We start from the raw sequence: 13,190 nt of genomic DNA, 5'->3' as shown, positions 1-13,190 counted from the left end.
ATTTATTATATAAAAATAATAATACACGTGATTTATAAGCATTCATAAGTGTTTTTATCATTCATAAAATATATCACACACCCTTAAATTATATCAAAATCCTACGTATTCTCATTGAAAAAGTAATAATTAGCCATAAAAAAAGCCACTCTTTCGAGTGGCTTCATATTCATAAATGGTTAAGGATTATTTACCTTCTTCCATTTTTCTTTTCAATTCTGCTAATGCATCAATATCTCCAAGAGTTGATCTTTCTTCGTTAGAAGAAGATGAAGAAGTAGTATTAGATCTGTTGTTAGATTCTTTTACATTTTTCTTTTCTTCGTCTCTGAAGATACCTGTGTGAGATACTACTACTCTTTTGAATTCTTTGTTGAATTCAATTACTTTGAATTCAGCATCTTCACCTTTTTTGATTTTAGATCCATCTTCTTTCTCTAATAATCTTGAAGGACAGAATGCTTCAACCTCAGCATCTTCGAATTGTACAGAAGCACCTTTATCGTGTACTTCTACAGCTTTACCAGCGTGTACAGTTCCTTCAGCATATTTAGTTTCAAATTTATCCCAAGGGTTTTCTTGAAGTTGTTTGTGACCTAGAGATAATCTTCTAGCCTGGATGTCTAATTCTAGAACTACAACATCTAATTTATCACCAACTGCACAGAACTCAGATGGATGCTTGATTTTCTTAGTCCAAGAAAGATCAGAGATGTAGATTAAACCATCGATACCTTCTTCTAGCTCTACGAATACACCAAAGTTAGTGAAATTTCTTACAGTTCCTACGTGCTGAGATCCAACTGGATACTTAGCTTCGATATTTTCCCAAGGATCTTTAGATAATTGTTTCATACCTAGAGAGATTTTTCTATCTTCTCTATCTAAAGTAAGTACTTCAGCTTCAACTTCGTCACCTACTTTTACAAAATCACCAGCAGATCTCAAGTGAGTAGACCAAGACATTTCAGAAACGTGGATCAATCCTTCTACACCTGGAGCAATTTCTACGAATGCACCATAGTCAGCAAGAACTACTACTTTTCCTTTTACTTTGTCTCCAACTTTCATGTCAGCAGAAAGAGCATCCCAAGGATGAGCTTCTAATTGCTTCATACCTAATTGGATTCTTGTTTTCTCATCATCAAAATCAAGGATAACAACTTTTACAGTTTGTCCATCTTCTAAGATTTCAGATGGGTGGTTCACTCTAGACCAAGAAAGGTCTGTAATGTGGATCAATCCATCTACACCTCCTAAGTCAATGAATACACCGTAAGAAGTAATGTTCTTAACAGTTCCTTCAAGAACTTGTCCTTTTTCAAGTTGAGCGATGATTTCTTTTTTCTGACCTTCGATATCTGCTTCGATCAATGCCTTGTGAGATACAACTACGTTTTTGAACTCAGGGTTGATTTTCACAACTTTGAACTCCATAGTTTTACCTACGAACTGATCGTAATCTTTAATTGGCTTAACATCAATTTGAGAACCAGGTAAGAATGCTTCGATTCCGTGTACGTCAACGATCATACCTCCTTTAGTTCTTGATTTCACAAAACCGTTAACGATTTCTCCAGTTTCGTGAAGTTCGTTTACTCTATCCCAAGCTTTAAGCGTTCTAGCTTTTCTGTGAGATAATTGTAATTGTCCAGTTTTGTCTTCTCTTCTGTCAACCATTACTTCTACCTCATCACCTACACTTAGGCCTTGGTTGTAACGGAATTCGTTAAGAGAAATAACACCTTCAGATTTGAAGTTGATGTCTACGATAGCTTCTTTATCAGTTAATCTTACAACTCTACCAATCAAAACGTCGTTATCGTTTAGGCTGTTTAGAGATCCGTTGTAGATTTCTTCTAAGTCACTTTTTTCTTTTCTTGCATCTGCATCAAGACCTGATTCGAAAGAATCCCAATCAAATTGTTCTGGTGCTACGTTTTGGTTTAATAAAACCTCTGCTGAATTTGTCTCTTTTGACATTTTCTAATAAAATTTGTATTCCTTCTTTTTTAATGGTTTGAATAAATGTGGATTTAAAAAATACGGAAGTAATTAATTTTTAATAATTTACCTTTTCAAACCTTGACCACAAAAAGTGGGTGCAAATGTACGAATTTTATTTAAATAAACAATATTTTTCACCATTACAATATCAGACATAAATCATTGACTGTCAAACTCATTATTAAAAGATTGAAGGATTTAAAAATTGAAAGATTAACGAAAAGGACATCAACAACATAAATCGTCGCAATAACTAATAACTAATAACTAATAACTAATAACTAATAACTAATAACTAATAACTAATAACTAATAACCTTTTCAACTTTCAACTTTCAACTTTCAACTTTCAACTCCCTTACACCTGCAACCTATCACCTTCAACCTACCACCCAAAATCACTATCTTTGCAAAATGGAATTAGAATCAATTTATCAAAAACTGCAGATTCAGGATATGAATCAGATGCAGAAATCTACTTATAAAACCACTGAAAACAATACCGACGTTATCTTACTGTCCCCTACCGGTTCAGGAAAAACTTTGGCATTTTTGTTTCCTGTTCTTCGTAATCTTAAAAAAGATGCTTCAGGAATTCAGGCATTGATTTTAGTTCCAGCCAGAGAATTAGCTTTACAAATCGAACAGGTTTTTAAAGCAATGGGAACCGACTTTAAAGTTTCTGTTTGCTATGGAGGTCACGATAAAAAAATTGAAGTCAATAATCTAATTGAGGCTCCAGCTGTCTTAATAGGAACTCCAGGAAGAGTTGCCTACCATCTTAGAAATAAAAATTTTGATGCTAAAACCATCCAGACATTGGTTTTGGATGAATTTGATAAAGCATTAGAACTGGGATTTCATGATGACATGGAATATATTATTAACTCTCAAGTAGCCCTTGCGCAACGTATTTTAACTTCAGCCACCTCAATGGATGAAATCCCATATTTTACAGGCTTGAAAAATGAAAAGATAATTGATTTTTTAAAATTGGCCGAAGCAAAACCTGATATTCAATTAAGGAAAGTAATGACCATTTCTGAGGAAAAACTGGATACTCTTTTTAATTTGATTTGTAAAATAGGAAATAAAAGAACATTGATCTTCTGCAATCACCGTGAAGCAGTAGATCGTATTTCAGACCTTTTACATGAAAAAGGGATTGACAGAGAAACATTCCATGGTGGAATGGAGCAGGACGAAAGAGAACGAGCTTTGCTAAAGTTCAGAAATGACTCCGCAAGAATTCTAATTACTACCGATCTAGCTTCTCGTGGATTGGATGTTCCTGAAGTAGAATCTATTGTTCATTATCAACTTCCTTCACAAGAAGATGCTTTCATTCACAGAAATGGACGTACTGCCAGAATGAATGCTAAAGGTTTCGCTTATTTGATTATGACTGCGGAAGAAAAGTTCCCTTTCATCAAAAGCAATACGCCTGAAGAAAGTGTTTCCGGATACCACAAAGTTCCTGAAAAAACACCTTTTCAAACGGTATATATCAGTGCAGGAAAAAAGGACAAAGTCAATAAGGTGGATATTGTAGGTTATTTGATCAAAAAAGGGGAATTACAAAAAGAAGATATTGGTCTGATTGAAGTAAAAGACACCACTTCTTATGTTGCGGTTTCAAGAAAAAAAGTAAATGCTTTATTGAAAAAACTGGCCAACGAAAAACTGAAAGGTAAAAAAGTAAAGATGGAAGTAGCCTATTAACAGGACTCAATCATTTAAAATAAAAAATAATGACCCATATATTATATGGGTCATTATTTTTTATAACAATATTAAAGCTTATTTAATAATCAATTTTTGAGTATAAGCTCCTTTTGAAGAATTGATATTGATAATATATACTCCTTTTGGAATATTCAAATTAAATTCTTTTGTATAATCTCCATTACTTTGGTAAGAATCAGAAGAGATCAATCTTCCACTTGAGTCCAATAATGTGACTTTAACTTCTCCTGATAAATTTCTGGACTTCACAAAGAAGTTTCCATTACTTGGATTAGGATATACTTTAATATCATCTCCTAATTTGGAAGAAGAAGATTCTTTAACTCCTAAATTTTGAGTTTCTCTTGTACAAACTTCAAGTGACCAAGAGTTAATCGTACCAACATTACCTGCATTATTATCTGAAGCAAACAGTTTCCATTCCCCTTGTGCCTTATGTCCTTTAAAAATTGCTAAAGATTCATTCGATAATGTTTCACCTTGTATCGGCGAATTACATGCCACAGCATTCCCAGCATCACTAAATGTTGCCGTAATACCAGATTTATTATTACATTGTCTATTCCAAATCAAAGCTGACGAACCGGCCGGACTTTCGATACCAATAGCTAAATCTCTGACATTTGTATGCGCAATTGTAGGAGTTACTTTAATTTTGGTAATAGTTCCTGTATTGTTTACATTTAAGGGGATTGCAATCTTAGGTGAAGAAATATCAGTACCTCCAGGCCCATCAGTTATGTTAATAGCTCCTCCATTGTATGTATATGTAGTACATGTTTCACCCGTAACATTATAATCAATTACAAAACTTGGGCTTACTGCGTAATAAATATTCCCTACTGCTTCTATCAAAATATAAGCATTTGCTGATGTAGAGCCCGCCGGAATCGTAACCTGTTCGCTACCATCGTTAGGGGTATTCGTAGAAACAGTTGTAAATGTCTGGCCTCCATCTGTAGATAATTTAATATTTACATTAGCTGTACTTACAGGAGCTTGTGTTGTACCTGCAACATCCCATGTTATATTAACTGCATTTCCAGAGCTAGTCGACTGTCCAAATATAGGAGCAGTAACCTTAAATGGTCCGGCGGCGGCATTTATGGTTACTACCGCCTCATCTTTGTTCGTCTGAGGAGCAGTAGGATGGTTATTTCTTACGGTACATGTAAAATTCAGATTTCTTGCAACACTTGATAGAGATTCCCAACGGGTTGAAAATACCCCAGCCAACACTTTATTAAAATCAGGAAAATATCTTACAGGTGCGCTTATCGGTGGTAAAGATCTGAAAGTGGGTCCTGCAGGTTTTGTAGCATAAGCAAGAGAGTTAACAGTTCCGGTTTGTGTAGCTCCAGAATCCATTTGTTCCCATGTATACGTATAAGAAGCAGAATTAGCATCTGTAGTTGTCCCTTTTAATACAAATGGTGTTGATTTAGGAATTGTATAATCAGCTCCTGCATTAACTGAAGGTGCAGGATTTGCAAATGGAACATTTACACCACATGCAACCCCGTTGATGAAATCTTTGATTTCCTTAAGATTAAATGCATGGAAATAATCAAAAGAATTAAACTGCACATCACTATTTCCACCCATTATCCCGGTATATGCCATAATCGTGGAACCACTACCTGGCTCTACTAAAGAATCATCTGTATTACTTGCATTATAAAGTGTAAATGTATGATTAGCTCCCATTTGATGCCCCATTTCATGAGCTACATAGTCGATATCAAACTTATCTCCTTCCGGGAAATTATGAGCTGTCCATCCTTCTGCTTTAGCATTATCATCACAAATAACTCCAATATCTCCAGCTTGGCCATTCCCATTTTTTTTGTCTAATAAATGCCCCATATCATAATCCTGAGCGGGAATACGTGCCGAGATCTGAGTTTGAGCTTCACCCGGACCTCCATTATTGTATGGATCAGAAGCAGCGTTTAAAAAAATAAGAACATCATTATTTGCAATTAAATTGAAATGAACAGATAAATCTTTTTCAAACAAGCCATTTAAACGGGTTAATGTCGTATTCATCGCAGCCAATACAACTGCTTTTTTCTGTGCATCCGTTGCATTTGCAGGTGTTCCTGCAGCCGTTAAATGATATTGTGCATATTCACCGGTACAGGACATTGCCAATCTAAAAGTGTTAAAACCTGCTGCTTTTTTGTTGACAGCATTATTTTTACTTCCTGTAGATTTATTCCCTAGTCCTTCAGGTGTGGAACACTTAAAAGGTTCTATTTCTTGATTTTGTCTCGCTTTTGAATCAAAAACCACATAAACAGTTCTGTCCTGAGAATAAGGCTCAATAAATTCAGAAACACCAGATCTTGTGATCATTGATGAAAAACCTACCGGGGAAAGACTAAATCTTAAATAAGCCGAACGATCTTCAATACCTATCCCCACATATGATTTTATGTCCGGATATTTTTCCTGCAACTCAGGAGCCATATTAGAGTATTCCCAAACCTGGTATCTTTCTAGCTTCCCATCAACACCAGGAATTGAAACAACAACTCCTTTCCCTCCTGAAGACCGGGAGGACGCTCCTTTCAGATTTTGTTTCAAAAGATTTGTATCTAATGAATACAGACCAGCAAACTGCAACTTTTCTTGAGTTTTTTTAACACTCTGAGACCGCAGCTCTGTTTTTGTCCACTGTGAAGACCCTAAAAAAGGGATCATTGACAGTGCAATTAATAAGTAAAATTTCATATCTATAATTTAAACGGTTGTGATTTATATGGATTTTATATAAAAAATATAATTACAAGTAAACAATACATCATATTTTAAATATTTTGTTAGGCCTTTAAATACTTTACAAAAAAAGCGAAAAAATCAACACAAAAATCACAAAATCAACAATAAACAATACTCATTATTAACATTTTCATAATTAACTTAAATAATTTCACAAAATTTACAAACAAATGAATAATTTCAATTAAAGAAATAAATAAATAGAAATAAATTCAAAGCCCTATGAATAAAATATATAATAATACAACATTATCTGATTGATTACATGAATTTTATACACCATAAATTAAACAGTAGATCACTATATAGCGATCTACTGTAATTATATTAATTGATCATATTCTATTTTGTTCCCTTGACTCTTGTTGGCAAAATATAAACTGACTTTGAAGCAGTAATAAATAAAACATCATTATGCTTTCCCCCGAATGTTACGTTTGAAGTCCAATCCTCTTCTATTGGAATATGATAGATTTTTTTACCCTCACGATTGAATACAGTTACACCTTTACCAGTTAAATATAGGTTTCCGTGTTTGTCTAGTGTCATTCCATCTGAGCCCATTTCACAAAATAATTTTTTCTCTGAAAGTTTTCCTGTATCCAAAATATCATAGACATATGTTTTTCCTGCATCAATGTCTGAAACATATAGCTTTTTATATTTCTCACTTCCTGCAATACCATTGGGTTGTGTGAAAGTATCAAGCTTAACAACTTTTCCATCTTTACTTCTGTAATAAAGACTTTTATGAAGAGTTTCCTGTTTAAAATTAACCCAGTAATCCCTTTTATACAAAGGATCAGTAAAGTACATCCCTTCAGAAGAATCCCCCCAGACATCATTAGGACCATTTAATCTCCTACCTTCAAAACCTTTAAGTAAAATCTGAACTTTTTTATCCTTAGAGATTTTCCAGATTTCTCCCTGATCATCGGAACATGTAATGAGATTGTCATCTTTATCAAAATGTGTCCCGTTTGCTCTCCCTGTTTTATTTAGAAATTCTTTAATTTCATTCGTTTTCCAATCCCAAAAATAAATTTTATCATTGGGTTGGTCAGTAAAATAAACATTCCCCTCTCTATCTGAAGACGGCCCTTCAGTAAAACCGAATTTATCAGAAATCTTTTGCGGTTTAATATCGTGATAAAACATATTTGAATAATTTACTGATTTACAACTCAGTAATACTAAAACCAAACCAATCCACCCTATTTTAAAGAGATTTTTCATTTCCTTTTCATTTAATGCCCACAATGTACAACATGAAGAAATAAAATTCAAATTATATTCTCTCAAATTGAGAAAATAATTAAAAAATCATATTGAATTCGAATTATGGCATATTTCTATAACATATCATCTTCTTTCTTCATATCATAAAAATGTCTTAATTGTCCTATTTCGTAAGTATATACTATTAGTAATAAATTCTTTTAATTAAGAGCTTTGCAGTAAGAAAGTCAACGAAATTATTAAATAGGAAATAACCTTGAAATAAGAAATTATTTAGGTTGACATTAAATAGAAAGAATGAACACAGAAACCAATCCTATAAAAGCTCCAATTGTAGAAAATGAAGCTTTTAGAAATTCGGTAGGAACTATGGATGATACCGGAAAAAGAAAATGGGTATTCCCTAGAAAACCTAAGGGGAAATACACTAACTACAGAAATTATACAAGCTATCTGTTGCTTACTTTATTTTTTGCGCTCCCCTTTGTAAAGATCAATGGCAATCCATTCCTACTTATCAATGTTATTGATAGAAAATTTTTCATTGTAGGCCAGCCATTTTATTTACAGGACTTTTTTATTTTGGCATTGGGAGCTGTTACTTCCGTCATCTTTGTCATGCTTTTTACTGTGGTTTTTGGACGGATATTCTGTGGATGGCTTTGTCCTCAGACTCTATTTATGGAAATGGTATTCAGAAAAATAGAATACTGGATCGAAGGGGATCGAAATAAACAAATGAAACTGGATCGTCAGGAATGGGATGTAGAAAAGATTAGGAAAAAAGGACTGAAATGGTCGGTATTTATACTGATCTCATTAGTGATCAGTCACTTTATGTTTATGTACATCGTCGGATACAAAGAGGTTTTCAAAATCATGAGTGAAGGTCCCGCAGAGCACTCATTAAAGTTTATTGTAATGCTTTCTTTTACAGCAGTCTTCTATTTTACATTTGCATGGCTTCGTGAGCAGGTATGTACTTTGGTGTGTCCTTATGGAAGATTACAGGGAGTTTTAATTGACAAACAGACCATCAATGTATATTATGATTTTAAACGTGGTGAAAATCGCTCTAAATGGAGAAAAGGAGAAGACAGAAAATCATCTGGAAAAGGAGATTGCATTGATTGCCAGCAATGTGTGGTAGTTTGCCCGACAGGGATTGACATCAGAAACGGACAACAATTGGAGTGCATCAACTGTACTGCATGTATCGATGCTTGTGATGAGATTATGGAAAAGGTGGGTCTTCCTAAAGGATTGGTCCGTTATGCAACAGAAGCTGAAATCGAAAATCAATCAAAATTCACATTTACTTCAAGAATGAAAGTGACAACAGTCTTTCTTGCTTTACTAATTGGATTTCTTGGATTCCTCATGTATGATCGCGGATCGATGGAAGCTAAATTTATCAAACCTGCCGGTTCAACATTTTTTACTAAAAACGGGAAAATAACAAACACCTTTATTTATACATTCCTGAATAAAACCAATGAGAGAAAGGTATTGACCATTAAGGTGGTGAGCCCGAAAAATGGAGAGATTACATTTTTTGGTCCAAAGCAAATTGTCTTGAAAGGAGATCAGATATTAAAAGGAAATATTAACATTACATTTCCAGAGGAAGAAATAAGATTTTCAAAGCAAAATATGATCATTGGGGTATACGATGAAAATGGAAAGATTTTAGATTCCTTTGAAACCACTTTTGAAGGACCATTTAAGCTATTGCTATAAACAGCAGAAATCAGGACTTATATTTTTTAATAAACTGAGTGGGAGTCATTCCGGAGCTTTTCCGGAATACTCTTACAAAATAGGAATATTCTTCGTACCCTAATCGGAAAGCAATCTCTACAAGACTTTCATTTAGATACATGAGCATACGCTTAGCTTCCAGCATCACTCTCTCCGTAATGACTTCAGTTGCCGTTTTCTTAACCACAGTCTGCGTAATTCTGTTTAGATGTTTTGAAGAGATAGTAAGCCGGGAAGCATAATAAGAAATTGACTTTTCGGTGGTAAAATATTCCTCAAGTAAGTTTTCGAAATCCTGATAATGCTTAAAATAAGAAATACTTGCAGAGGAATCGAGATTGCTATAATCCTTGGAAAATTGTCGTGAGGCACTGATATACATTTTAGTAATAAGCGAAAGAATAAACCCATCTTTCATCAGAAACTGAGAATTATATTCATCCTGAATCTCTTTACAAATATTTGTCATTTTCTCTAAATCTGATACTTCAAGCTGAAGCTTTCTGGAAAAACCTACAGAATTAAAAAAAGGAAAATTTCTAAGATGTTGATTCACATAATGCATATCATAAAACTCCTGAGAGAAAAAAAAGATATATCCATCCGTGTCATCTGATAGCTCCCAGCTATGAACTTGTCCTGGTGACAGAAAGAAAAGACTTCCCTCAGAAACTTCATACTTCTGAAAATCTATTTCATGTATTCCGCTCCCTTTAGTAAAAAGAACGGTAACGTAAAAATCATGCCGGTGTGGCTTCTCAATATGTTTATGGCTGGTCACCAAATGATCTTTCATCGTATTGAAATAAAAATCCGAAAGGTTCTTCCCGGATTGGAAAAGATCAATATGAAGTACTGATATAGAGCCCAAACTTTTTAATTTAATCCAAAAATAGAAAAAGAGTTTCATTCAACGCGAATAACTACCGAATTAATAAAAATAATACTGTCTGAAAGGTATATTTTAAGACTTACACTTGTAAAAAAAACTAAAAAAAATTATCTTTGAAGATTAGGATTTGCAAAATGAAAATTAATTTACCCGATAAGCTGTATTATTCAATAGGAGAAGTTGCAAAAGCATTTGATGTAAACACTTCATTAATACGCTATTGGGAACAGGAATTCCCTATTATTAAACCTAAAAAGAATAAAAAGGGTAACAGATACTTCACTCCTGAAGACATTAAAAATCTACAGATTATCTACCATTTGGTTAAGGAAAAGGGCTACACGCTTGATGGAGCAAAGATTGCTTTGACTACCAATAGCAAAATTTCTGAAACAATTACCATTATCGATCGATTGGAATTTGTAAAAGCAGAATTATTAAAACTAAAAGATTCGTTAGTAGAAAAAGATTCTGAATAGATTTTAACTAGCACAAGAATTTTATCTTTATATAAGTTTAGATTCAAACTTATCTCAAACGTATATTAATCAGTAAATTGATTAATATACTTTCATTCTGTTTAATTTTTGATCAACATAAACTCTTATATATTCTTTCTGTTCCCATACTTTTGGCACCATTTTAGTTAATAAGAAGGCATATTTAAAAAACCTTTTTATGAAAAATTTATTTATAGCAACACTTTGCGCATCATTAATCGGATTTACTTCTTGTAGTACAATGAAACAGCAAAAAGACGAAACTTCAACTGCTAAAACTTCAACTTTCATGGTTGGAACATACAGCGGAATGATTCCTTCAGGGAACGCAAAACAAAATACGGAAATCACTTTTAAGAGTGATAACACTTTCAAATTGGCTGAAACCCTGCCCGGAAGTACAGATCCTATGTCAAGTACAGGAACTTGGAAGTATGACAAAAACTCTAACAAAGTAATTTTGATCTATTCAAATATTGCCGATAGAGTAACTACATTTACCATTGTTAATGATAAAACAATTCAAATGCATGCCGGTAGTGCATGGACAAAAGAAACAAAAGGAACTGAGTATAATTTAGTTCGTCAGTAAGAGTTTTTAATTATTATTTACATACAATCCCCAAATATATTTGGGGATTTTTTTGTGTTATTGGGAAGTAAATCCTGACAAATTCAATATTTCAATATTAAAATAATTTTACTGATTGAGAATTCCGGTTTACTTTTATCACAGAAAACATATGAAAATCCCCTATTCTTATCACTAATTGAAATTCAAAGAATTCTTCTTTGAGCAACCTGGTATTATTCATAAGTTTATGTTATCATGAAAAGAAGCTACTACCAAAAGGTTGCATTTTTAGGTATACTTCTGCTTATTCTATTAGCGTTTAAAGAATATACCAGTACTAAAAAAGAAAATTTCCAAGACGTAAAATTTGTCACGGAAAAAGTAGACCCGTTATTATTGGTAGAGTTTAATCCAAATGATCTAGATGAACAACAATGGCAAAATCTGGGATTTACTTCAAAACAGGTTTCAACCATATTAAACTATAAAAAAATTATAGGAGGAATATTTACCTCTAAGGAGCAATTAAAAAGATGTTATGCCATTTCCAATGATAAATTTTTAGAAATCCATCCTTATATTTTGCTTCCGGAAACCAGTAAAGAAGCAAAGACTCATTCTTCCAAAGACTCAGATAAAAAAAGAGTTACGGTTTCCAGAAAATTTAACCCCGATTATTTCTCTGTAAAGGAATGGATAGAAATTGGATTTAGCGAGAAGCAGGCACAGGCAATATTAAAGTATAAAAACTATTTAGGAGGGAGTTTTGTAAGTAAGGAAAAGTTCAAAGATTGCTTTATTATTAATGATGAAAACTATCAATTACTAGCTCCATACTTAATTCTACCAGAAAAAACGCCTCAGAACTATAAAAGTTTTACAAAAAACAGTGAGGGTTTAAAATTGACAATCCAACTCAAACCTTTTGATCCTAATGTTTTAGATATAGAAGGCTGGCAATCTCTGGGGTTTTCACAAAATCAAGCCCGGACTATCGTTAATTACAGGGATAAAAACTTAAAGGGTCATTTTAAGAATCAAGATGAAATCAAAAAATGCTTTGTGATCTCTCCAGAAAAATTTGAAGAACTAAAACCATACATCAAAATACATAAACCGCAAATAAAAGAAAAGAAAACTGAGGTCATCCAACAGAAAACAGATTTTACAACAATCGATTTAAACTCAATCACCTATAAACAACTTTTAGAATTCGGATTGGATGAGAGAAGTGCCGGATCAATTATTGGATTTAGAAGAAAACTTGGAGGATTTATCAATAAGCAGCAAATCTTAGATACATATAATATTGATCGGGATATCGTTCAAAAACTAATTTCTACCTGTAAACTAGATTCCTCGCATATTGCAAAATATACACTAACTGATGCTCCTGAAGAATGGTTAAAGAATCATCCTTATTTCAAATATTCAGCGGATAAAATAATCCTATACCGACAAAGTAATTCTGATGATAAAAAAATATGGAAATTACTTAAATTAAAACCAGAATATGAGACCAGAATGAAGTTGTATCTGAAATGATTAATTGTAAAATGTAAAAAGTATTCATGTATTAATGACTAATATCGCAGTAAGATTAAAAGAGTATCCCTATTAGTTAAATTACGCTTAGCATCCTTCACTTTTTATCACCTTGCCAAATTTAATCTACCGCTTTACTGGA

9 protein-coding genes are annotated in these 13,190 nt (G+C 33.2%); 5 read left to right on the top strand and 4 right to left on the bottom strand.

Going from position 1 to position 13,190, the window contains the following annotated elements; genetic code table 11:
- Nucleotides 1-186 precede the first annotated feature (186 nt).
- Nucleotides 187-1,983, bottom strand: a complete 1,797-nt coding sequence (gene rpsA, locus JHL15_RS08375; protein ID WP_200244998.1) for a 30S ribosomal protein S1 — start codon at nt 1,981-1,983, stop codon at nt 187-189.
- A 438-nt stretch (nt 1,984-2,421) separates the two neighbouring features.
- Here rpsA and JHL15_RS08370 point away from each other — a divergent pair, with 438 nt between their 5' ends.
- Nucleotides 2,422-3,729, top strand: a complete 1,308-nt coding sequence (locus JHL15_RS08370; protein WP_200244997.1) for a DEAD/DEAH box helicase — start codon at nt 2,422-2,424, stop codon at nt 3,727-3,729.
- 78 nt (nt 3,730-3,807) lie between these two features.
- Here JHL15_RS08370 and JHL15_RS08365 read toward each other — a convergent pair whose 3' ends face one another.
- Both JHL15_RS08365 and JHL15_RS08360 read right to left on the bottom strand, forming a co-directional pair.
- Nucleotides 3,808-6,489, bottom strand: a complete 2,682-nt coding sequence (locus JHL15_RS08365) for a reprolysin-like metallopeptidase (RefSeq protein ID WP_200244990.1) — start codon at nt 6,487-6,489, stop codon at nt 3,808-3,810.
- A gap of 390 nt (nt 6,490-6,879) precedes the next feature.
- Nucleotides 6,880-7,773, bottom strand: coding sequence for an SMP-30/gluconolactonase/LRE family protein (locus JHL15_RS08360; RefSeq protein ID WP_200244987.1), 894 nt, complete (start codon nt 7,771-7,773; stop codon nt 6,880-6,882).
- Between the two features lie 300 nt (nt 7,774-8,073).
- Here JHL15_RS08360 and ccoG point away from each other — a divergent pair, with 300 nt between their 5' ends.
- Nucleotides 8,074-9,516: a cytochrome c oxidase accessory protein CcoG gene (gene ccoG / locus JHL15_RS08355; RefSeq protein ID WP_200244986.1), complete on the top strand. Its 1,443-nt coding sequence runs from the start codon at nt 8,074-8,076 to the stop codon at nt 9,514-9,516.
- A gap of 10 nt (nt 9,517-9,526) precedes the next feature.
- Here the strand turns inward: ccoG and JHL15_RS08350 are convergent, their stop codons facing one another.
- A complete protein-coding gene (locus JHL15_RS08350; RefSeq protein ID WP_200244984.1) occupies nt 9,527-10,408 on the bottom strand; it encodes an AraC family transcriptional regulator in 882 nt (293 codons plus the stop codon).
- Between the two features lie 155 nt (nt 10,409-10,563).
- Here JHL15_RS08350 and JHL15_RS08345 point away from each other — a divergent pair, with 155 nt between their 5' ends.
- From JHL15_RS08345 to JHL15_RS08335, 3 genes are all read left to right on the top strand, one after another.
- Nucleotides 10,564-10,908, top strand: a complete 345-nt coding sequence (locus JHL15_RS08345; RefSeq protein ID WP_200244982.1) for a MerR family transcriptional regulator — start codon at nt 10,564-10,566, stop codon at nt 10,906-10,908.
- Between the two features lie 199 nt (nt 10,909-11,107).
- Nucleotides 11,108-11,521: a copper resistance protein NlpE N-terminal domain-containing protein gene (locus JHL15_RS08340; protein ID WP_200244980.1), complete on the top strand. Its 414-nt coding sequence runs from the start codon at nt 11,108-11,110 to the stop codon at nt 11,519-11,521.
- A 237-nt stretch (nt 11,522-11,758) separates the two neighbouring features.
- The gene (locus JHL15_RS08335; protein ID WP_200244977.1) at nt 11,759-13,048 is read left to right on the top strand and encodes a helix-hairpin-helix domain-containing protein; all 1,290 of its coding nucleotides are present in this window, start codon (nt 11,759-11,761) and stop codon (nt 13,046-13,048) included.
- Nucleotides 13,049-13,190 lie beyond the last annotated feature (142 nt).

This window comes from Chryseobacterium paridis (assembly GCF_016595215.1).
Taxonomy (GTDB): domain Bacteria; phylum Bacteroidota; class Bacteroidia; order Flavobacteriales; family Weeksellaceae; genus Chryseobacterium; species Chryseobacterium paridis.
Note: the sequence above shows the minus strand (reverse complement) of the source record. Positions and strands in the feature narration are given on the sequence as shown.

What these genes read in the sequence shown, in the direction of transcription:
- rpsA (WP_200244998.1), bottom strand. Translation starts at nt 1,983, where the DNA reads ATGTCAAAAGAGACAAATTCAGCAGAGGTTTTATTAAACCAAAACGTA.
- JHL15_RS08370 (WP_200244997.1), top strand. Translation starts at nt 2,422, where the DNA reads ATGGAATTAGAATCAATTTATCAAAAACTGCAGATTCAGGATATGAAT.
- JHL15_RS08365 (WP_200244990.1), bottom strand. Translation starts at nt 6,489, where the DNA reads ATGAAATTTTACTTATTAATTGCACTGTCAATGATCCCTTTTTTAGGG.
- JHL15_RS08360 (WP_200244987.1), bottom strand. Translation starts at nt 7,773, where the DNA reads ATGAAAAATCTCTTTAAAATAGGGTGGATTGGTTTGGTTTTAGTATTA.
- ccoG (WP_200244986.1), top strand. Translation starts at nt 8,074, where the DNA reads ATGAACACAGAAACCAATCCTATAAAAGCTCCAATTGTAGAAAATGAA.
- JHL15_RS08345 (WP_200244982.1), top strand. Translation starts at nt 10,564, where the DNA reads ATGAAAATTAATTTACCCGATAAGCTGTATTATTCAATAGGAGAAGTT.
- JHL15_RS08340 (WP_200244980.1), top strand. Translation starts at nt 11,108, where the DNA reads ATGAAAAATTTATTTATAGCAACACTTTGCGCATCATTAATCGGATTT.
- JHL15_RS08335 (WP_200244977.1), top strand. Translation starts at nt 11,759, where the DNA reads ATGAAAAGAAGCTACTACCAAAAGGTTGCATTTTTAGGTATACTTCTG.